This window comes from Micromonospora sp. NBC_01699 (assembly GCF_036250065.1).
Classification (GTDB): Bacteria; Actinomycetota; Actinomycetes; order Mycobacteriales; family Micromonosporaceae; genus Micromonospora_G.
On the sequence record NZ_CP109199.1, the window covers coordinates 6,766,107 to 6,786,966 of the forward strand.

The window sequence follows — 20,860 nt, forward strand, 5'->3', positions numbered from 1 at the left end:
ATGACCACCGCCGTTCCCGTACGCGTCGACGCCACCGTCGACACGGATCCGCCGAAGACCGTCGCCGGCCGGGTACGCAAGCGGCTCAGCAGCCGGACCGCGACCGTGGTCTCGATCGTCATCGCGGTGGTCTGGACGCTGCCCACCTTCGGCCTGTTCATCTCCTCGTTCCGCCCCGAGGACGCGATCAAGACCACCGGCTGGTGGACCTTCTTCAGCAACCCGCAGCTCACCCTGGAGAACTACCAGCAGGTGCTGTTCGGCCGGTCGTCCTCCTCGGGGCAGCTCGCCAGCTACTTCACCAACTCGATCGTGATCACGATCCCGTCGGTGCTGTTCCCGCTGGCCTTCGCCGCGCTGGCCGCGTACGCGCTGGCCTGGATCAACTTCAAGGGCCGGGACTGGGTCTTCATCGGCATCTTCGCGCTCCAGATCGTGCCGTTGCAGATGGCGCTGGTGCCGCTGCTCAGCTTCTTCTCCCAGGGCGTCAGCGTCGGCGGCATCACCCTGATGCCCGCCTGGGACCTCGTCGACGAGCAGCGGTTCATCCAGGTCTGGTTCGCGCACACCTGCTTCGCCCTGCCGCTGGCCGTCTTCCTGCTGCACAACTTCGTCTCGCAACTGCCGCGCGACCTGATGGAGGCGGCCCGGGTCGACGGCGCCACCCACCCGAAGATCTTCCGGACGATCGTGCTGCCGCTGATCACCCCGGCGCTGGCCGCGTTCAGCATCTTCCAGTTCCTCTGGGTCTGGAACGACCTGCTGGTCGCGCTGATCTTCGCCGGGGGCGGGGACGAGACCGCGCCGATGACCGTACGGCTGGCCGAGATGGCCGGCACCCGGGGCGGCGAGTGGCAACGGCTCACCTCGGGCGCGTTCATCTCGATCGTCGTACCGCTGATCGTCTTCCTCTCCCTCCAGCGCTACTTCGTACGCGGCCTGCTCGCCGGCAGCGTCAAGGGCTGAGGCCGGGGGCGCCCGACGAAGGACGGGGGCCGCGACCGGCGGCCTGAGTGAGCGGAGCACGTGACAACGTGACCAAGATCGACGACGTCGCACGGCTGGCGCGGGTGTCCACCGCCACGGTCTCCCGCGCCCTACGCGGGCTGCCGACGGTGTCGGAGGCCACCCGCGCCCGCGTGCTGGCCGCCGCCGAACAACTCAACTACACCGCCTCGCCCAGCGCCTCCCGGCTGGCCGGCGGCCGGACCGGCTCGATCGCGGTGGTGGTTCCCCAGGTCACCCGCTGGTTCTTCGGCACCGTGGTCGACGCGGCCGAGGAGACGCTGCGCGAAGCCGGGTACGACCTGCTGCTCTACAACCTCGGCGACCGGGAACAGAACCGCCGGCAACTGTTCCAGACCACCAACCTGCAAAAACGGGTCGACGCGCTGATGCTGGTCGCCACCCCGCTCGGCGCCGCCGACCTGGCCACCATCGCCCAGCTGCGGCTGCCCGGCGTCACGGTCAGCTCCGGTGCCGCCGTACCCGGTTGGCCGAGCGTGCGGATCGACGACGTCGACGCGGCGCGGACCGCGACCGCCCACCTCGTCTCGCTGGGTCACCACCGGATCGCCCACCTGGCCGGCGACGCCTCCGCGGAACTCTCCTTCACCACCCACCTCGACCGGCGGCGGGGCTACCAGGAGGCGCTGCGCGCCGCCGGCCTGATGCCCGACCCGCGACTCGACGTCGAAGCCGAGTTCACCGTGGACGGCGGCAGCGCCGCCACCACCGAACTACTCAACCGGGGCGAACCCCCGACCGCGATCTTCGCCGCCTGCGACGAGATGGCGATGGGTGCCATGTCCACCCTGCGCTCAGCCGGCCTCCGGGTGCCGCAGGACGTGAGCGTGATCGGCCTCGACGACCACGACCTGGCCGCCGCCGTCGGACTGACCACCGTCGCCCAGCCGGCCGCCGCCCACGGCCGGCTCGCCGCCGGCCTGCTGCTCGACCCCCTCGAAGGTCGCCCCCGGCCGGCCGCGACCGCCTCGGTCATCCTGCCCACCGCCCTGGTCGTCCGCGAGTCCACCGGCCCACCCCGGGCCGGCTGACCCCGCCCGCGCGCCCCTGGCCCACGCCGTGCGCGAGTCGACCCGCCCGCCGCCGGGCGGGTCGGGCGCAACGCCGGCAGACTGGTACCCGGCAGCACCGCACCACCACCGGACCACGCCGGCCACCGGCCGGTCGCCCGAGTTCCACCGTGCCCGACACCCATGGGAGTACGCCCTGAACAGCCAGCAGACTCCGCCGTCGACCACCGAGTCGTCGCCGACCGCGCCGGTCGGGACCGACCAGCCGGAACCCACCCAGTGGTGGCGGGATGCGGTCATCTACCAGATCTACCCGCGCTCGTTCGCCGACGGTAACGGCGACGGCATCGGGGACCTGCCCGGCATCACCGCCCGCCTGGACCACCTGGTCGAACTCGGCGCCGACGCGGTCTGGCTCTCCCCGTTCTACCCGTCACCGCAGGCCGACGCCGGCTACGACGTGGCCGACTACCGGGACGTCGACCCGCTGTTCGGCCAGCTCTCCGACGCCGACGCCCTGATCGGCGAGGCGCACACGCGCGGCCTGCGGGTGATCGTCGACCTGGTGCCGAACCACACCTCGTCCGCCCACGCCTGGTTCGGCGCGGCCCTGGCCGCCGCCCCCGGCAGCGCGGAGCGCCAGCGCTACATCTTCCGCGACGGCCGGGGTACGTCCGGCGACGAGCCGCCCAACGACTGGCAGAGCGTCTTCGGCGGCCCCGCCTGGACCCGTACCAAGGACGCGGACGGTCAGCCCGGTCAGTGGTACCTGCACCTGTTCGACACCGGCCAGCCCGACCTGAACTGGGACCGACCCGAGGTACGCGCCGAGTTCCTCGACATCCTGCGGTTCTGGCTCGACCGGGGCGTCGACGGCTTCCGGGTCGACGTCGCGCACGGCCTGATCAAGCAGGCCGACCTGGCCGACTGGCACTACCCGGTGGAGCCGCTGTCCGGCGAGGGCACCGAGGGTCCGCGCCCGCCGATGTGGGACCAGGACGGGGTGCACGACATCTACCGGGACTGGCGACAGGTGCTGGACAGCTACCCCGGCGAACGGATCCTGGTCGCCGAGGCGTGGGTGCAGCCCGCCGAGCGGCTGGCCGCGTACGTCCGCCCGGACGAGATGCACCAGGCGTTCAACTTCGAGTACCTGGAGGCCGCCTGGACCGCACCGGCCCAGTACGCGGTGATCACCCGCTCGCTGGAGGCCAGTGCGGCGGTCGGCGCCCCCACCACCTGGGTGCTGTCCAACCACGACGTGATCCGGCACGCCTCCCGCCTCGGGCTGCCGGTCGGCCAGCCCCGGCCGAACGGGATCGGCGCCGACGACCCGCAGCCGGACGGCGTACTCGGCTTGCGTCGGGCGCGGGCGGCGACGCTGCTGATGCTCTCCCTGCCCGGTTCGGCGTACCTGTTCCAGGGTGAGGAACTGGGCCTACCCGAGCACACCACGATGCCGGACGAGGCCCGCCAGGACCCGACCTGGGAGCGCAGCGGCCACACCCACCGGGGGCGGGACGGCTGCCGGGTGCCGATCCCGTGGGAGTCCGACGCGCCGTCGTACGGCTTCGGCCCCACCGACCGGAGCTGGCTGCCGCAGCCGACCCTCTACGCCGAGTACGCCCTCGACCTGCAACGCGGCGTGGCCGGCTCGACGTACGAGCTGTACCGGACCGCCCTGCGACTGCGCCGCGAACTCGCCCTCGGCCGAGGCACGGTCTACTGGCTGGCCAGCGCGGACGACGTGATCTCCTTCCGCAACGGCAACCTGTCGGTGCTGACCAACTTCGGCCCGGACCCGGTGCCCCTGCCACCCGGCGCCACCATCCTCCAGACCAGCGAACCCCTCACCCCAAACAACCACGTCCCCACCAACGTCACCGCCTGGTTCCGCCCCTAACCCACCCCCACCCCCACCCCCACCCCCGTCCCCCGTCCCCCTCCCACCCCGCCTCGCGCGTTGATCTTGCAGTTGTGGTCGTTCACATAAGCCCTGAGTGGGACAAACTGGGCGCCACAACTGCAAGATCGCGCGAGGAGGGGGTGGGGACGGGGAGGACGGGGGGACGGGGTGGGGTTAGGGGTTGGGGGGGACCTTGGTGGCGCGGGCGTGTAGGAGGTCGTGGACGTTTTTGATGTCCTCGGGGGAGGTGCGGGAGGCCAGCCAGTACATGATGCCGGTGGGGATGAAGAAGAGTTGGAAGGCGGCCAGGCCGACGGCGAAGTTCAGCGGCGGCGGGAAGGCCGCCCGAAGGCCCTGGAAGGCGATCCCGACCAGGCCGTTGCCGGCGGCTCGGCCGACGCCGTTGACCAGGTTGCCGAGGCTGTAGACGGTGCCCCGGTGCTCGGGCGGGTTGACGTCGGCGATCAACGCGAACCAGTTCGGCGAGTTCGCCGAGGTCAGGGCGAGCGCGACCAGCGCGGTGAGCAGGCTGAAACCGATCGTCGGCTCGGTGAACACGCTGCCCAGCACGGAGGTGATCACCGTACCGGCGCCGGCGCCGTCGGGGACGTCGATCCGGATCGGCACGAAGAACAGGACCAGGTAGAACGGCACGGCCGCGAGAATGCCGACGGCCGCGACCAACGCCCGGCCCCGAGGCGTACGCCGTTGCAGCGCGTCGCCGACGAGTCCACCGACGATGGACAGCACCCCGCCGAGTTGGAACAGGGTGGCGAAGACGCTGCCGATGATGATCGCTGTCGAGTTGGAGAAGCCCTGGTCCTCGGCGCGTTCCTGGAACAGCACCGGCAACCAGACCAGTGAGCCGAAGGCCGCCTGCGCGGTCAGCCCCTGGAGAATGAGCCAACGGTTGGTGCGCCGGTCCAGGATCCTCGGCAGGTCGGCCCGGCTGATTCGATAGTCGTACTCGTGGCCGGTGGCGAGCACCCCGGCAAGTTCCGGTTCGCTCTCCCCCCGCTGGATGTCGTACGTGAAAAAGTACGCGACCGTGGCGACCAACCCCGCCACGCTGAGCACGAGGAACGGCAGCCGCCAGTCGGTCGAGCCGAGGATGCCGCCGAGCAGGGTTCCGCCGAGGGTGCCAATGCCCTGCGACAGTCCCCAGAAGCTCATCACCAGCCCCCGGCGGCGGGGCGAGATGAGGTCGGTGACCACCGAGAAGCCGACCGAACCGACGGCACCGAGGCCGATCGCGGCCACCGCCTGGGCGAGGAAGAACGCCGGGTAGCCGCCGGCGGCACCGAAGAAGTCCGGGTAGTTTCCGGCGGCGGCACTGCCGGCCGTACCGAGCGCCCAGAGCAGGGTGCCGATCATCAGCAGCGGTTTGCGGTTGGTCCGGTCGCCGACGTACGCCCAGCCGACCGCCGCGATCGCGCTGACCAGGAAGCTGATCGCGGTGACCAGCCCGATCGCCGAGGTGTTGACGCCGAGGGTGGAGCTGATCGGCGTGTAGAGCGGCGGCACCAGCCCGATGGCCACGTTGTCCAGCGAGGCGAGCACGACGAAGACAACGACGCTGTAGAACCGGTGTCCGGGTCCACCGCCCCGGACCTCCCGGCCACCGCCATCGCTCTTGGTCATCTCCGACACCCGAACAGCATGCGCCAAGCACCCCACCCGGGTCCGCATCCGGGGCCGCCGGGGAATCCGAGCCGGAATTGAGCTGCGCTGAGGAGTCGCAGGCTCACGCGGGGTCGCCCCCATCCCTAGGCTTGATGGCTGGTCAGCACAGCTCGACCGAGAGGCGCGGATCGCGTCGGACGAGTCTCGGGAGAAGTTCGGGAAGAGGTGCAATTCTCCGGGTCCCACATGAGTTCCGTCGAGACGGGAGGCCGCCCGCCCACACTCGACTACCTTCGGGCCGTTGACCAGGCACGCAACACCGGCGGGCTGTTCGAGCGAAGGTGGCGCGAGCCTTCCGAGCTGGACGGAATTCCGCCCTGGTCCGTGAGCGGGCAACCATGGAGCGCGACGCAACCATGCTTCGCTGGTACGAGCAGTCCTGAATCCCGGGCCTCCTGCAAACCGAGGACTACGCCCGCGCGCCAGTTGGCCGGCGAGCCGGCTCGGGTCCGGCTGCACGAGGTCCCGGCGGGTGCGGGCGCCTACGCCGGCCCCAACGGACAGTTCGTCATCGCCCGGCTGGTCGACGGCGAGAAGCTCGCATACCTGGACAACCAGGTGCAGCCACAGGTGGCGGCCCGGAACCTGTGTCGAGGTGGCGGACAACCTGCCCGGCCGGGTGCTGGTTCGGGACACGAAGGACCGTACCGCCGGGACCTTGACCTTCGCCCCCTACCCGTGGCGCGCCTTCGTGGCCGATCTCACCCGCCACTGAACCCGGGCGTGATAGCTGTCTTGGGCAACGGCTGTTTCGGGTCGGTCGGCAATTGCCCGCTATCCGTCGGATGACTGTCCGAAAAGTCGTCACCGGGCCAATTCAGGTGGAACGGCGTGCCGGTCTAGCGGATCTCTGACAGAACGTGCACCCGGACCCACCGGTACGGCATTCTTCGGTGTCGGAGTCGTTCCGACGCCGAAGCCAAAGCCGTCCCCAGGAGCAGATGTTGCTGACCATCGCCAAGATACTGATTCCGAACCTGGGCACAGAGGGCGCACTGGACCCGTACGCCGAGGATATCGAACAGGCGTTCAGTCAATACCAGCTATCGACCGGTGACGAGCTGGAGGAGCCCCAACGGCAGGCCATCCTGCAACAGCTCGTCGTGTGGTCGGGACCGGAGCACAAGGAAGCATTCCCGTCCTGGCAGCAGGCCGTACGGGCAGCCCAGATGCGGCTGAAGACCGGTGGCCTGCTGGGCCTGGGGAACACAACCAAGGTGGAGTCCCGCAACGAGGACCTGTTCAAGATGGCCATGAGCAGTGTCGGCTGGGCCAACTGCGGCGCGACGGCACAGAACATCCTGGTCGGACTGAAGAAGCTCCATCCCAGCTTCGTGAACGGTATCAATGGTGGCCTCTCGACGAAGGTCGGATCGGGTGCGGGGAAACGGTTGGCAGAGATCCTCCGGAAGGTGCCACAGGAGGGACAGATCCTGCTCCTCGACTGCTCTTTCCCGGCGGTGCACACGTTTCTTCTGGAAGTCCACCCGAAGGGCAACCGGTATCTTTGCCAGGGCTACCAGAGCACCTATTACGCCAGCTGGTGGACCGGGAAGGACGAGGAAGGGCTGCTCGTCCGGGAGGGGCTGGAAACGAAGGTTTCCAACGAGGATCGATTCCGGTTGAACCAGACCCGTGACAACTGGGGCCTCGGCCGCTCCATCAACTCCGATCGGTACAACGACATGGTCAGCCTGCTGGCCAAGGCGTTCGACGCGGCGAGCCTGCCCGACATCGGTGAGGGCGAGCGCCACAACGTAAACGTCGAGGAGCTGCGGAAGCAGGAAACCGCGGCGTGGGAGGTGTTCGCCAAGTTCTGGCCGGACCTGCCGTTCTGCCCGGTGAAGCGGGAGACGGACAGCATCGCCAAGCGGACCCAGCGCCCCGAGATCGAGATTACCGAGATCCTGGTGCCGGACATCACCAATGGCGCGGGCACCTCGGTGACGGTCCCGGTGGTACCCAACTCCATCAAGGACTGACCCCCCCGGACCACAGACCCCGTTGACCATAAAGTTAGCGCGCACCAGGCCCGCCGAACCCGGCCCCCTCCCGTTGATCATGAAGTTAACGCGGACATTTCAGACTCGAACCTGCGCTAACTTCATGATCAACGGGGAGAACGCGGGGTGGGGTGGGGTGGGGGGTGGGGTGGGGGTTAGGCGCGGGTTAGGTGGGGCGGTTGGTGATCAGGTCTCGGGCGGTGGCGTACTGGTCGCGGATGTGGGGGGCGGGGCGGGCGTCGTACTCCTGGGTGGTGGTGGCGGACCACGTGGGCGGCGCCTCGCCACCCTGGGCGACCCAGGCGGCCTGGCGGGCGGCACCGTCGGCCACGTACTCGCCGGGGGCGGGGACCAGGACGGGGCAGCCGAAGACCTCGGGGGCGATCCGGCGGACGGCCTCGGAGCGGGCACCGCCGCCGACCAGGATCACCCGGTTGACCGTGGCCCCCTGGGCAACCATCGCGTCGAGGCCGTCGGCGAGGCCGCAGAGCAGACCCTCGACCGCCGCCCGCGCCAGGTGCGCGGGGGTGGACGTACGCAGGGTCAGGCCGTGCACCGCGCCGGTCGCCAGTGGACGGTTGGGGGTGCGCTCGCCCTCCAGGTACGGCACCATGACCAGCCCGTCGGCGCCCGAGGGTGCCGACAGTGCCAGCCGGGCCAGCTGGTCCAGGTCGACGCCGAGCAGTTTGGCGGCGGCGTCGAGCACCCGCGCCGCGTTGAGGGTGGCGACCAGCGGCAGGAAGCGGCCGGTGGCGTCGGCGAACCCGGCCACCGCGCCGGAGCTGTCCTGCGACGGCGTCTCGGCCACGCTGAACACGGTGCCGGAGGTGCCGATGGAGACGATCACGTCACCGGGCAGCGCGCCGACCCCGAGCGCGGCGGCGGCGTTGTCGCCGGTGCCGGGGCCGAGCGGGGCCCCGTTGGGCAGCTCGCCGGCCCGACCGGTCGGGTCGAGCACGACCGGCAGCACCGGCCGCCGACCGAACGCCCGTTCCAGCAGGTCGAGCCGGTATTCGCCGGTACGCGGCGACCAGTAGCCGGTGCCGCTCGCGTCGCCGCGGTCGGTACGCAGCGCGTCCAGCCCGTGCGCCCCGGCCAGCCGCCAGGTGAGCCAGTCGTGCGGCAGGCAGACCGCAGCGGTCCGCTCGGCCGACGCCGGCTCGTTGCGAGCCAGCCAGCGCAGCTTGGTCACGGTGAAACTGGCCACCGGTACGCTGCCGACCGCCTCCGCCCACGCCTGCCGACCGGCCACCAGCGCACCGACCCGGTCCCCGCCAGCCACGTTGCCGTCGCCCAGTTCCTCGATCAGGTCGACCGCGGCACCGGCCGACCGGGTGTCGTTCCAGAGCAGGGCGGGGCGGACGACCTCGCCCCGCTCGTCCAGGCAGACCATGCCGTGCTGCTGGCCGGCGACCGAGGCGGCAACCACATCCGCCAGGCCGCCGGCCTGCTCCACGGCATCCTGCAACGCCCCCCACCAGGCCGCCGGATCCACCTCGGTGCCCTCCGGGTGAGCGGCCCGCCCGGAGCGGACCAGCTCACCGGTCTCCGCGTCGCGAATCACGACCTTGCACGACTGGGTCGACGAGTCGACCCCGGCGACGAGCGCCATCTCCGGCCTCCGAGGCGGGCTGAGGGGTGGTGGGGGGGTGATCTACTACCTAGCGGGTCAGCGGGCGCCGAGCAGGTGCTCGACCGCGAGCTGGTTGAGCTGCACGAAGCCGAAGCCGCGCGCCGACACCTCGGCCACGTCGAGGTCCTCGAACGCGGTCCGGTCGGCGAGCAGGTCGGCGTACGTCTCGCCAGCGGCCACGGTCGGGGTGGACAGCTCGGCGACCTTGCTCGCGGCGAGCGCGGCCTGCACCTCCGGGTCGGCCCGGAACGCCGCCGCCCGCTCCTTGAGCAGCAGGTAGGTGCGCATGTTGGCGGCGGCCGACGCCCAGACCCCGTCGAAGTTCTCGGTCCGGGACGGCTTGTAGTCGAAGTGCCGGGGGCCCTCGTACGCCGGGGCACCCTGCGGGCCGCCGAACTCCAACAGGTCGACCAGGGCGAACGAGTTCATCAGGTCACCGTGACCGAAGACCAGGTCCTGGTCGTACTTGATGCCGCGCTGGCCGTTGAGGTCGAGGTGGAACAGCTTGCCGGCCCACAGCGCCTGAGCGATGCCGTGCGCGTAGTTGAGCCCGGCCATCTGCTCGTGCCCGGTCTCCGGGTTGAGGCCGACCAGCTCCGGGTGCTCCAGCTCGTTGATGAAGGCCAGGGCGTGGCCGACGGTCGGGAGCAGGATGTCGCCACGGGGCTCGTTCGGCTTCGGCTCGATCGCGAACTTGATGTCGTAGCCCTTGTCGATGACGTACTCGGAGAGCAGGTTGACCGCCTCGCGGTAGCGGTCGAGTGCCGCCCGGATGTCCTTGGCGACGTCGTACTCCGAGCCCTCCCGGCCGCCCCACATGACGAAGGTCTTGGCACCCAGCTCGGCGGCGAGGTCGACGTTGCGCAGCACCTTGCGCAGGGCGAACCGGCGTACGTCGCGGTCGTTGCTGGTGAACCCGCCGTCCTTGAAGATCGGGTGGGTGAACAGGTTGGTGGTGACCATCGGCACCACCAGGCCGGTCTCTTCCAGCGCCTTGCGGAAGCGGCTGATGTGGTGGTCGCGCTTGGCGTCGTCGGAGCCGAACGGGATCAGGTCGTCGTCGTGGAAGGTGATGCCGTAAGCCCCCAGCTCGGAGAGCTTGTGCACCGCTTCCACCGCGTCCAGCGGGGCGCGGGTGGCGTCGCCGAACGGGTCGCGGGCCTCCCAGCCCACGGTCCAGAGGCCGAACGAGAACTTGTCGGCGCGAGTGGGTTGGGCAGCCATCGATGACCTCCACGTAACATACTTGATTTGTTTACCCGTTGAATTATTTGACCGGCCTGTGGCATTGTCAAGACGTGACGCAACCCGGCAACGGCCAGGTGGGTACGGCCGGCACAGCCGTACGCCAGGCGAGCCTGCGTGAGCACAACCTGGCCCTGTTACTGCGCCACATCGCCGACGCGCCGCGTCCGCCGTCGCGCGCCGACCTCGCCACCGCCACCGGGCTGACCCGTGCCACCGTCTCCGCCCTGGTCGACGACCTGATCGGCGGGCACCTGCTGACCGAGGTCGACCCCGCTCCGCGTACCGGCGCAGGCCGACCCGCGCTCGGCCTGGTGCTGGCGACCGACGGTCCGGCCGGGCTCGGTCTGGAGATCAACGTCGACTACCTGGCCGCCTGCGTGGTCGACCTGACCGGCGCCGTCCGGCACCGGGCGGTCCGCCGGGTCGACCTGCGCCCGATTTCGCCCGCCGAGGTGCTCAACGACCTCGGTGACCTGGCCGCCACCGCCCGCGCCGAGGCGCACCGGCAGCGCCTGGTGCTGGCCGGGACCGCGCTGGCCGTACCCGGTCTGGTCACCTCGACCGGGGTGGTGCGGCTGGCGCCGAACCTCGGCTGGCGGGACGTCGACCTGGCCGGTGGGCTCAACACCCATCCGGCGCTGGCCGGTCACCGGCTCACCGCACCCGGTCAACCGGGAGTGGCCGCCCCGGCACCGGCTCGACCGGCGGGACGCGTACCCGGCCAGGGGCCCGGCGGGGCCACCGCGCGGGGCCCGTCCGGACAGCGGACCGGCAGCGGTGGCTGGTTGACCATCGACAACGAGGCGAACCTGGCCGCGCTCGGCGAACTGCACGCCGGGCCGCCCGGCCCGGCGACCTTCCTGTACGTCTCCGGCGAAATCGGCATCGGGGCCGGCATCGTGCTGCACGGTGCCCTGTTCCGGGGGGCCCGGGGCTGGAGCGGCGAACTCGGCCACCTGCCGGTGCACCCCACCGGCCGCCCCTGCCGCTGCGGCTCCCGAGGCTGCCTGGAGCAGTACGCCGGCCAGGAGGCGATCCTGACCGGGGCCGGACTCGCCGGCCGGGGGCTGCCCGCCGACGCGGCGATCGCCCGGCTGGCCGAACGGGCCGGCACCGGCGACCCGGCCGCGCTCGGGGCGCTCACCGAGGCGGCCACCGCGCTCGGTGTGGCCATCGCGGGTGTGATCAACCTGCTGGACCTGGACACCGTCGTGCTGGGCGGCATCTACGCACCCCTGGTGACCTGGCTCCGCCCACCCCTGGAGGCGGAAATCGCCCGCCGGGTCCTCACCGCCGCCTGGTCCCCCGTCACCGTGCGCCCGTCCCGCCTGACCCGCGACGCCGCCGTCCTGGGCGCCGCCGGCTCGGTCGTCCGCGCCGTCCTATCCAACCCCGCCCACTGGCTCACCCCACCCACCTGACCTCGTTGATCATGAAGTTAGCGCGGGTTTCCGGCCGGAAACCCGCGCTAACTTCATGATCAACGCATCGATCGGGGTTAGTAGGCGCCTCGGCTGTTTACTACGGCGCCGAAGGTTTTCCAGAGGATGGTCAGGTCTGCCGCCAGGGACCAGTTTTCTACGTAGTAGAGGTCCAGGCGGATGCCGTCTTCCCAGGTGAGGTCGGAGCGGCCGCTGACCTGCCAGAGGCCGGTCATACCGGGCTTGACCAGGAGGCGGCGGGCGACATCGCCGTCGTAGCGGGCCACCTCCGAGGGCAGCGGCGGGCGCGGGCCGACCAGGCTCATGTGGCCGAAAAGAACGTTCGCGAGCTGTGGCAACTCGTCCAGCGACCACTTGCGCAGGAACTTGCCCACCCGGGTCACCCTCGGGTCGTCGCGCATCTTGAACATCAGGCCGTCGGTCTCGTTCCGCGCGGTCAGCTCGGCCAGCAGCGCGTCCGCGTTGGTGACCATGGTGCGGAACTTGTAGACGCCGAACTCGCGCCCACCCTGGCCGACCCGGATCTGCCGGAAGATCACCGGCCCCCGGCTGTCCAGCTTGATCGCCAACGCCAGCACGGCCAGGATCGGCAGGGCCAGGGTGAGCGCCGCGAAGGCCGCCGCCCGGTCCACGAAACCCTTGACCACCTTGCGGGCCCCCCGGAACTCGGGCGCCTCCACGTGGATCAGCGGCAGCCCGGCAACCGGCGTGGTGTGGATCCGCGGCCCGGCCACGTCGGTCAGTGCCGGCGCCAGCACCAGGTCGATCCCGGTGCCCTCAAGCTGCCAGCCCAGCCGCCGCAACCGGGTGGAGGTGAGTTCACCGGACGCGGTCACCGCGACCGTGTCGGCCCCGACCGCGAGCGCGGCCTCGGCCACCCCGCGCAACGAACCGACCACCGGTACGTCACCCAGCCGCTGCGGTACCGGCGCCAGCAACGCGTCCGGGATGCAGGCACCGATGACCTCGTAGCCGGCGTGCGGCTCCCGACGCAGCGTGTGCACCAACTCCAGCACGTGCGGGGTGTCCCCGACCACCAGCACCTGCCGGGCCCACCCGGTCCCCCTGGAGCGGGCCCGGTGCAGCCGCTTGCGCGCGGCGAACCGGGCCACCGCCAGGCCGACCGTGCCGACCGCGAACGAGATGCCGAGGAAACCACGGGACACGCCGACGTCGGCGATGTAGCCGGCGATCGCGATCCCGCCGGCCAACCTCAGGCTGGCGGCGGTGACCCGCCGGTACTCGTCCGCGCCGTAGCCCAGCACCCGGTCGTCATAGCAGCGCAGTCCGCGCAGCGAGAGCAACCAGACCAGCACCAGGGCGGGACCGATGATGAAGTAAGAGATGTCGGAGCCGCGCGGATCGTCGCCGCCGAAGCGGGCGAAGTATCCGATCAGTACGGCGACTCCGAGGGCGATGCTGTCGAAGACGACGGTGGTTCGGACGTACGCCCGATGCCGTGATCTGGTCGTGACAGCGGATGCTCCCGGTGGCAATTCCGGAGGCAAAGTCGCGGAGCTCAGCAGTGTTGCCGACGTCACCGGCCCTCCCCAGCGCACTCACGGAGAATCCCGGTTCAACCGCCGGTCCTCCCCATCGGACCTGCGGTGCCGGGACATCTCGAACATCTTCACCTACGGATCCGATTACCGAGAGCTTCGGACAAATTACTGTCACTTCCCGGGAGGCCGGGTACCCGCCGGGCGTACCCTAACCCCCCGAGCGTGCGATCCGCGTCGGTGGTTCGTTTGATGTCCGGCCGACCGTTCGCCGGACGGCCGGTCGGCGATCAGCCGCCCGACCACCCGGTTCAGCGCGGTGCCGGCCGCAGCGCGATCGCCTGTAGGAAGATGTCGCCGATCTTCGCCGGGTCCTCGGTGACGAAGACGCCGCCACCGGTCACCTTGGTAATCGCGTCCAGTTCGCCACGGTTGACACCGGTACCGATACCGATGATGACAACCTGGATCGGCTGTTCCGGGTTTGCCGCCGCCTTCAGGTCGGCCAGCAGCTTCTCCTGGGTGATGCCGTTGGCGTCCTCGTTCTTGCCGTCGGTCAGCATCACCACCGAGTTGACCCGGCCCTGCTCCCACCCGTCCTGCACCGCCTTGTACGCGGCGAGCACGGTGTCGTAGAGGCCGGTGTCGCCGTTGCGCTTCGGCGCGATGCCGGCCAGCGCCGACTTGAGCTGGCCGCGCTGGCTGGTCAGCGGGCCGATCGGCACCAGTTCGCGGTAGTCGCGGGCGCCGACCAGTTCGGTGGAGAAGACCCACAGTCCGACCGCCCACGACTCGTCGAACAGGTCCAGACCGCCCTGCGCGGCGGCCAGGGTGACCTGGGCGCGGGTGGCGTTGTTGGCGGTCGGCACCGTCTCCAGCATCGAGCCGGACACGTCGATCACGGCGAGCATCCGGGACGGCAGGGTGATCGCGGTCCAGGTGGACAGGGCGCGGCTGATCGCGGCCGGATCGGGCCCTCCGGCCGCCGTACCGCCGGCGGTCGGGGACGCGGTGGAGGTGGGCGTACCGGCGGGGCTGGGGGCGCCCTGGGGTGCGCTGAAGCCCTCGCCCCAGGTGCCGTCCGGTCCGCGCAGGTTCTGCTTGGCCAACCGGTCCTTGAAGCTGGCCTCGGTGAGCACCTTGAACAGCCCCTCGGCGGCGGCGACCCGCGCCGGCTCGATGCCGGGCATCACCGCGTACGGGTAGTCCAGCGACATCGGCGTCGGTTCGACGTAGAGCGCGGCGAGCGGGATCGGCGGCTGCTTGGCGTTGTACTCCATGACGTCCTCCTCCGACAGCGCGGCGGCGCTGAGGGCGGAGGCGATCGTCGCCGGGTCGTTGGCCCGGGGGAACTTGGCCAGCAGGTCCTGCCGTACCGCGGAGCGGCCGGTGGCCAGGGCGCGCAGCGCCGAGGTGGTGGCCTGTTGGGCCTGGGCACCACCGGCCGCGCCGGCGGCGGCGCCGAGGGCGAGCAGGCCGGACAGGCCGGCGGCGTCGCGGGTCGGCTCGACGATCCCGGTCCGCAGCTTGGTACCGGTGGTGACCTGCTTGAGCAGGTCGGTCCAGGTGATCTTCTTGTCCGGCCAGCCGACCGAGGCGGCGACCGGCTGCGGCATGGCGACCACCACCGGACTGCGGCCGATCGTCGCGTTGTTGGTCGGCGCGAAGCCGGCCGCCTCCTTGCTCAGCCGCTGCAACCAGGTGCTGGAGTCGGGAATCCAGACGTCCGGGGTCACCGCGGCGCCGGGCGCCTGACCCACCCCGGACAGCGACACCCCGTGCTTGCCGGCGAGGATGGCCGCCACGTCGGCCGGGTCGCTGGCGGTGACCGCGACGTCGACGCAGACGCCCTCGGCGGCGGCGCCGTTCTCGGCCCACTGGGCGGCGGCGGCCGCCACGGCCGGCTCGATCTCCGGGGCGGCGTTGACGTTCAGTCGCAGTTGCCCGGTGCAGGCCGGCTCGGCCAACTGTCGATAGCCGAACCACGCTCCCACCACGACAAGGACAAGCGCCATCGCCGCTGCGATGGCGCCTGCTCCACGAATACTGTTACGCATGCGATGGCGGCCCGACACGATGACCATCTTGCGTAACGACTCCGCATAATGCCACCTACGTTCGGTCGAAAGTTACGCAGGAGATACGGATCGCACCTCAAATTTCACAGTGCGTAGCCGAATGACGTCAAACTGTCGGGTAATCCGCCCAGCGGGCCAGTTTTCGTGCTCATGCTTTCCAACCGGAGCATGTCGTGCATTCGACGGCTCTCGGTGATTAGCATTTATGTCGGTAAAAATTATCACCATCGCCGAGGATGACTCAGTGACCCGCCACGGGCACCGAGGGCAGCGGTCCCAGCACGCAGGTGGGGCTCGCGACCGCGACCGAACCGGCCGGCTCGGGGATCCCGTTGGCCGGGTCGACGGTGAACACACTCACCACGTCGGCCCGTTCGTCGGCGACGTAGAGGTGCGTACCGATCAATGCGAAATGCCTCGGCCAGGTGCCTCCGGTGGCCACCTCGGTGACGTATCGCGGGACCTCCTCGTCGAGCGCGAACACCGAGACCGTGCCCACTCCCCGGTTTCCGACGTAGAGAAAACGGCCGTCCGGTCGTACGGCGATCTCGGATGGCTGCACCGCCCCGTGCCGGGCGCTCGCCGCGACCCGGCCGCGTTCGCGCAGCGTGCCGTTACTGTCCATTGTGTACGCGACAATCGACGCGTCCAGCTCGCCGGCCACGTAACAGCGGTGCCGGTCGGGATGACGGGCCAGGTGCCGGGGACCGGTGCCGGGCCGGGTCCGGGTGAGCGGTTCGCGCGGCAGCAGCCGCCCCGCGAGTGCGTCCAGGTCGTACCGGTAGATGGTGTCGGTGCCCAGGTCGACCGCGAGCAACGAGCCGTTGTCCGGGCCCGGCGAGACCATGTGGGCGTGGGCCCGCTCCTGCCGCTGCGGGACCGGACCATGTCCGTCGTGCGCGCGCAGGTCGGTCCGCTCACCCGGCACCCCGGCGGAATCCAACGGATGTACGGCCACACTGCCGCTGCCGTAGTTGGCGCTGAACAGGTGCCGGCCGCCCGCCCCGACGGCCAGGTGACACGGGCTGTCGCCACCGGTGGACCAGGTGCCGAGCGGGCGTAGGGCGGTGTCGGCGTCGATCGCCCAGGCGCTGACCGTCCCCTCGGTGACCTCGTTCACCGCGTACAGCACGGGTTGGGTCGGGTGTCGGGCCAGGAACGACGGCGAGACGGTCGGGGCGACCGTGCCGAGCGGGTCGAGCGCACCGGTGACCGGGTCCCGTCGGGCCGCGACGATGCCGCTCCCGCGCCCGCCGGCCTCCCCGGTGTAACAACCGAGATAGACGATCTCGCCGCCGTCAGCCATCCGCCGCTCCGTCCGCCGCCCGGTCCCGGTCCTGGCGCGCTCCGGGGCCCGGTTCTGGTCCTGGTGCACCCCACCGGTGGGAATCCCGGTGCACCCGCTCGATCCAACCAGAGCACGGCCCGCCCCGCCCGGCAGGACGCAACGGAGGTGGCAGAAATGCGGCGACGAATAGCCTTCCTTAGCGGGGCACGAATCCTATAGGATCTTCGATCGTGATGGAGGTACTACGGCCCGCGCGACGGACGACACTCGCCGACGACGTCTACGAGTCGGTGCGTACGTTGGTGATGGACCATGCCGTGGCGCCCGGCGAACGGATCAACATCGAGGCGCTGGCCCGACAGCTCCAGGTCTCTCCCACTCCGGTCCGCGAAGCACTCGCCCGGCTCGAATCCGACGGCCTGGTCCGCAAGCGCGCGCTCGCCGGTTACACCGCCACCCCGCTGCTCACCCGGCCCGAGTTCGACGAACTGGTCGAGATGCGGCTGATCCTCGAACCGGTCGCCACCGAACGGGCCACCCGCCGGATCGCCGGGCTGCCCAACCCCGCCGAAGCGCTCGACCAGCTCCGCGGCGCGGCCGAACTCCCCGGCCCGGCACCCGGCACCGAGGGCTTCGCCGCCATCGCGGAGTTCACCAACCGGGACGCCCGGTTCCACCACCTCGTCGCCGAGCGGGCCGGCAACCAGTTGCTGCACGACGCCGTCGTCCGGCTCCGGTCCCACCTGCACCTGTTCCGGCTCTACTTCCCGGCCACCCACCACGGGATCAGCGCCCGGGAACACCACCGGATAGTCGACGCGGTCGCCGCCGGCGACCCCGACGACGCCGCTGCCGCCATGCGCGCCCACCTGCTCGCCGCCCGGGACCGGCAGCTCCCCTTCTTCGAGACCGCCTGACATGCCCCCCTCCGGATGGGCCGACCCGCCGCGAAAAGAGATCCCGTGCGCATCGCGCTCTTCGTGACCTGCGTAAACGACCTGGTGTTCCCCGGCACCGGGCGGGCGGTGGTGACGATCCTGGAACGGCTCGGCCACACCGTCGAGTTCCCCACCGAACAGAGCTGCTGCGGCCAGATGCACGCCAACAGCGGCTATCGGGCCGAGGCGATGCCGCTGGTCCGCCGGTTCGTCGACACCTTCGGCCCGTACGACGCCGTGGTGGCCCCGTCCGGCTCGTGCGTGGCGATGGTGCGTGAGTCGTACCCCCGGCTGGCCGCGTCCGAGCCGGCGCTGGCGCGGCGGGTCGCCGACCTTGCCCCGCGCACGTACGAGCTGTCCGAACTGCTGGTCGACGTGCTCGCCGTGACCGATCTCGGCGCCTCGTTCCCGCACCGGGTCACGTACCACCCGACCTGTCACGGCCTGCGCATGCTGCGGCTGGGCGACAAGCCACTGCAACTGCTGCGCGCCGTACGCGACATCGACCTGGTCGAGCTGCCCGGCGCCCAGGAGTGCTGCGGCTTCGGCGGCACGTTCGCGGTCAAGAACGCCGGCGTCTCCGGCGCGATGCTGGCCGACAAGTGCGACGCGGTCTGCTCCACCGGAGCCGAGTATGTCGCCGCCGCCGACAACTCCTGCCTGGCCCACATCGGCGGCGGGCTGTCCCGCCGTACCGGCCAACCCGACGGCGACGGCGGCACCCGCCCCGAGGTACGGGCGATCCACTACGCCGAGATCCTGGCCGGCACGGCGGACATTCCCGCCACCACGGCGGAAGCCCCCGCCACCACGGCGGAGGGAACGAAATGACCGGGACCGGGAACATCGTCGCGCGGCAGCCGTTCCCGGTGGCCGCCCGGACCAGGCTCGCCGACCCGCAGTTGCGGGCCAACCTGCGCCGGGCCACCCACACCATCCGGGACAAGCGGCTGCGGATGGTCGGCGAGGTGCCCGACTGGGAGGCGCTGCGGGTCTCCGGTGCGGCGATCAAGGACGACGTGCTGGCCCGGCTCCCCGAACTGCTGGATCGGTTCGAGGCCGCCGCCACCGCGGCCGGCGCGACCGTGCACTGGGCCCGGGACGCGCGGGAGGCCAACGAGGTCGTCACCCGACTGGTCCGGCAGACCGGCACCGACGAGGTGGTCAAGGTCAAGTCGATGGCCACCCAGGAGATCGGGCTGAACGAGGCGCTCGAAGCGGTCGGGATAGCCGCCGTGGAGACCGACCTGGCCGAGTTGATCGTGCAGCTCGCCGACGACCAGCCCTCGCACATCCTGGTCCCGGCGATCCACTACAACCGGCACCAGATCCGGGACATCTTCGCCGAGCGGATGCCCGGCGTGGACCCCACCGCGCTCACCGACGAACCGGCCGCACTCGCCGAGGCGGCCCGCCGGCACCTGCGAGCCAAGTTCCTCTCCGCCAAGGTCGCGATCTCCGGCGCCAACTTCGCCATCGCCGACACCGGCACACTGGTGGTGGTCGAGTCCGAGGGCAACGGGCGGATGTGCCTCACCCTGCCGGAGACGCTGATCTCGGTGGTCGGGATCGAGAAGCTACTGCCCACCTTCGGCGACCTGGAGGTGTTCCTGCAACTGCTGCCCCGGTCCTCGACCGGCGAGCGGATGAACCCGTACACCTCGATGTGGACCGGGGTCACCGAGGGCGACGGGCCACGGCAGGTGCACATCGTGCTGGTGGACAACGGGCGTACCGACACCCGGGCCGACCCGGTCGGGCGGCAGGCGTTGCGCTGCATCCGCTGCTCCGCCTGCCTGAACGTCTGCCCGGTGTACGAGCGGGTCGGCGGACACGCGTACGGCTCGGTCTACCCCGGGCCGATCGGCGCGATCCTCTCGCCGCAGATGACCGGGCCGGACGCGGGCGCGAACCGAACCCTGCCGTACGCCTCGACGCTCTGCGGCGCCTGCTTCGACGCCTGCCCGGTCCGGATCGACATCCCGGAGGTGCTGGTGCACCTGCGCCAGCAGGGGGTGGACGCGAAACGGGGCCGGCCGTCGGCGGAACGGACCGCCATGCGGGCGATGTCCTGGGTGATGCGGGACCGCCGCCGGTACACCGCCGCCCTGCGCGCCGCCCGCCGGGGCTCGGCGCCGTTGCGGCGGGGCGGCCGGCAGACCTCGATCCGGCACCTGCCCTGGCCGCTCTCCGGCTGGACGGCCAGCCGGGACGCACCGCTGCCGGCACCGGAGACGTTCCGGGAATGGTGGGCCGGCCGTGGCCGGGGCTGACCCGGCCGTGACCGGCGCCGAAGAACACCGGCGGACCCGACCACGGTCCGCTGACAACCGACGGATCGCACCCGGCACGGCCGGCGATGGAGGGGCTGTCATGACCATGACCGCACGGGACGAGATCATGGCCCGGCTCCGGGCGGTCGCACCGATCGCCCCGGTCACCGTGCCCCGGCAGTACCACACCGGCCCGGACCCGGCCCGACCCGCACCGACGGATCCGGCATCGGTCGACCCCGTGCCGGTCGAGCTGGCACCGACCGATCCGGCGCTGGTCGATTCGGCATCGATCGATCCGGCGCTGGTCGAGCTGCTGGTGGACCGGCTGGTCGACTACCGGGCCACGGTCACGCGCTGCGACCCCGACGGGGTGGCCGAGGCGCTCGGCGGGCTGCTGGGCGGCGTACCGGCGGTGGCGGTGCCGGCGGGACTGCCGGCGGGCTGGCTGTCCGCGTACCCGGGGATGGTCGTGCGCGACGGCGAGCCGCGGCCCCTGACGGTGACCGACCTGGACGCGCCGGGGCTCGCCGTGGTCACCGGCTGCGCGGTGGCGATCGCCGAGACCGGCACGCTGATCCTCGACACCGGCGCCGACCAGGGGCGGCGGCTGCTCACCCTGGTCCCCGACCATCATGTCTGCGTGGTCCGGGCCGGTCAGGTCGTCGGCGGGGTGCCGCAGGCGCTGCGCCGGCTGGCCGACCCGACCCGGCCGCTGACCCTGGTCTCCGGGCCCTCGGCGACCAGCGACATCGAACTGAACCGGGTCGAGGGCGTGCACGGACCACGGCGACTGGACGTGCTCATCGTCGCCGGCTGACCGGCGCGGTGGG

16 protein-coding genes are annotated in these 20,860 nt (G+C 71.1%); 10 read left to right on the forward strand and 6 right to left on the reverse strand.

Translation table 11 applies throughout. The features are described 5' to 3' along the window. The 3 genes from OG792_RS27715 (at position 1) to OG792_RS27725 (ending at position 3,939) form a co-directional block, all read left to right on the forward strand. Positions 1-966, forward strand: a complete 966-nt coding sequence (locus OG792_RS27715; RefSeq protein WP_329103764.1) for a carbohydrate ABC transporter permease — start codon at positions 1-3, stop codon at positions 964-966. 68 nt (positions 967-1,034) lie between these two features. Then, on the forward strand, positions 1,035-2,057 hold the full coding sequence (locus tag OG792_RS27720) for a LacI family DNA-binding transcriptional regulator (protein WP_329103766.1): 1,023 nt from the start codon (positions 1,035-1,037) through the stop codon (positions 2,055-2,057). A 277-nt stretch (positions 2,058-2,334) separates the two neighbouring features. Beyond that, positions 2,335-3,939: a glycoside hydrolase family 13 protein gene (locus OG792_RS27725; protein WP_329111473.1), complete on the forward strand. Its 1,605-nt coding sequence runs from the start codon at positions 2,335-2,337 to the stop codon at positions 3,937-3,939. 177 nt (positions 3,940-4,116) lie between these two features. Here the strand turns inward: OG792_RS27725 and OG792_RS27730 are convergent, their stop codons facing one another. After that, positions 4,117-5,583, reverse strand: coding sequence for an MFS transporter (locus OG792_RS27730; RefSeq protein ID WP_329103767.1), 1,467 nt, complete (start codon positions 5,581-5,583; stop codon positions 4,117-4,119). A 514-nt stretch (positions 5,584-6,097) separates the two neighbouring features. Between OG792_RS27730 and OG792_RS34845 the strand changes: the two genes are divergently transcribed. Beyond that, positions 6,098-6,340: a DUF397 domain-containing protein gene (locus tag OG792_RS34845; protein ID WP_442932316.1), complete on the forward strand. Its 243-nt coding sequence runs from the start codon at positions 6,098-6,100 to the stop codon at positions 6,338-6,340. A gap of 226 nt (positions 6,341-6,566) precedes the next feature. Next, on the forward strand, positions 6,567-7,607 hold the full coding sequence (locus OG792_RS27740) for a hypothetical protein (protein ID WP_329103769.1): 1,041 nt from the start codon (positions 6,567-6,569) through the stop codon (positions 7,605-7,607). 187 nt (positions 7,608-7,794) lie between these two features. Here OG792_RS27740 and xylB read toward each other — a convergent pair whose 3' ends face one another. Then, entirely contained in the window at positions 7,795-9,240 is a 1,446-nt protein-coding gene (gene xylB, locus OG792_RS27745; protein WP_329103770.1) for a xylulokinase, read from the reverse strand. Between the two features lie 57 nt (positions 9,241-9,297). Further along, positions 9,298-10,485, reverse strand: a complete 1,188-nt coding sequence (gene xylA / locus OG792_RS27750) for a xylose isomerase (protein ID WP_329103772.1) — start codon at positions 10,483-10,485, stop codon at positions 9,298-9,300. 74 nt (positions 10,486-10,559) lie between these two features. On the opposite strand from xylA, the gene OG792_RS27755 reads away from it, so the two are divergent. After that, positions 10,560-11,930 (forward strand): ROK family transcriptional regulator, encoded by a 1,371-nt coding sequence (locus OG792_RS27755; RefSeq protein ID WP_329103775.1) that lies wholly within the window; start codon positions 10,560-10,562, stop codon positions 11,928-11,930. Between the two features lie 77 nt (positions 11,931-12,007). Here OG792_RS27755 and OG792_RS27760 read toward each other — a convergent pair whose 3' ends face one another. From OG792_RS27760 to OG792_RS27770, 3 genes are all read right to left on the reverse strand, one after another. After that, positions 12,008-13,492: a sugar transferase gene (locus OG792_RS27760; protein WP_442932317.1), complete on the reverse strand. Its 1,485-nt coding sequence runs from the start codon at positions 13,490-13,492 to the stop codon at positions 12,008-12,010. A gap of 269 nt (positions 13,493-13,761) precedes the next feature. Further along, on the reverse strand, positions 13,762-15,528 hold the full coding sequence (locus OG792_RS27765) for a substrate-binding domain-containing protein (RefSeq protein WP_329111476.1): 1,767 nt from the start codon (positions 15,526-15,528) through the stop codon (positions 13,762-13,764). 241 nt (positions 15,529-15,769) lie between these two features. Next, positions 15,770-16,834 carry a lactonase family protein gene (locus OG792_RS27770; protein WP_329103778.1) on the reverse strand — a complete coding sequence of 355 codons (1,065 nt, stop codon included), beginning with the start codon at positions 16,832-16,834 and terminating at the stop codon, positions 15,770-15,772. A gap of 215 nt (positions 16,835-17,049) precedes the next feature. On the opposite strand from OG792_RS27770, the gene OG792_RS27775 reads away from it, so the two are divergent. The 4 genes from OG792_RS27775 (at position 17,050) to OG792_RS27790 (ending at position 20,847) form a co-directional block, all read left to right on the forward strand. Then, on the forward strand, positions 17,050-17,733 hold the full coding sequence (locus OG792_RS27775; protein ID WP_329111477.1) for a GntR family transcriptional regulator: 684 nt from the start codon (positions 17,050-17,052) through the stop codon (positions 17,731-17,733). A gap of 45 nt (positions 17,734-17,778) precedes the next feature. Next, on the forward strand, positions 17,779-18,585 hold the full coding sequence (locus OG792_RS27780; protein ID WP_329103780.1) for a (Fe-S)-binding protein: 807 nt from the start codon (positions 17,779-17,781) through the stop codon (positions 18,583-18,585). After that, the gene (locus OG792_RS27785) at positions 18,582-20,027 is read left to right on the forward strand and encodes a LutB/LldF family L-lactate oxidation iron-sulfur protein (protein WP_329103782.1); all 1,446 of its coding nucleotides are present in this window, start codon (positions 18,582-18,584) and stop codon (positions 20,025-20,027) included. Before OG792_RS27780 ends, OG792_RS27785 begins: the two co-directional genes overlap by 4 nt. 100 nt (positions 20,028-20,127) lie before the next feature. Then, positions 20,128-20,847 carry a LutC/YkgG family protein gene (locus OG792_RS27790; RefSeq protein ID WP_329103784.1) on the forward strand — a complete coding sequence of 240 codons (720 nt, stop codon included), beginning with the start codon at positions 20,128-20,130 and terminating at the stop codon, positions 20,845-20,847. The last annotated feature ends 13 nt before the right edge of the window (positions 20,848-20,860 follow it).

Excerpts from the sequence above, each read along its gene's own strand:
- xylB (WP_329103770.1), bottom strand. The coding sequence starts at position 9,240 with ATGGCGCTCGTCGCCGGGGTCGACTCGTCGACCCAGTCGTGCAAGGTC.
- OG792_RS27770 (WP_329103778.1), bottom strand. The coding sequence starts at position 16,834 with ATGGCTGACGGCGGCGAGATCGTCTATCTCGGTTGTTACACCGGGGAG.
- xylA (WP_329103772.1), bottom strand. The coding sequence starts at position 10,485 with ATGGCTGCCCAACCCACTCGCGCCGACAAGTTCTCGTTCGGCCTCTGG.
- OG792_RS27740 (WP_329103769.1), top strand. The coding sequence starts at position 6,567 with ATGTTGCTGACCATCGCCAAGATACTGATTCCGAACCTGGGCACAGAG.
- OG792_RS27730 (WP_329103767.1), bottom strand. The coding sequence starts at position 5,583 with ATGACCAAGAGCGATGGCGGTGGCCGGGAGGTCCGGGGCGGTGGACCC.
- OG792_RS27775 (WP_329111477.1), top strand. The coding sequence starts at position 17,050 with ATGGAGGTACTACGGCCCGCGCGACGGACGACACTCGCCGACGACGTC.
- OG792_RS27785 (WP_329103782.1), top strand. The coding sequence starts at position 18,582 with ATGACCGGGACCGGGAACATCGTCGCGCGGCAGCCGTTCCCGGTGGCC.
- OG792_RS27715 (WP_329103764.1), top strand. The coding sequence starts at position 1 with ATGACCACCGCCGTTCCCGTACGCGTCGACGCCACCGTCGACACGGAT.
- OG792_RS27790 (WP_329103784.1), top strand. The coding sequence starts at position 20,128 with ATGACCATGACCGCACGGGACGAGATCATGGCCCGGCTCCGGGCGGTC.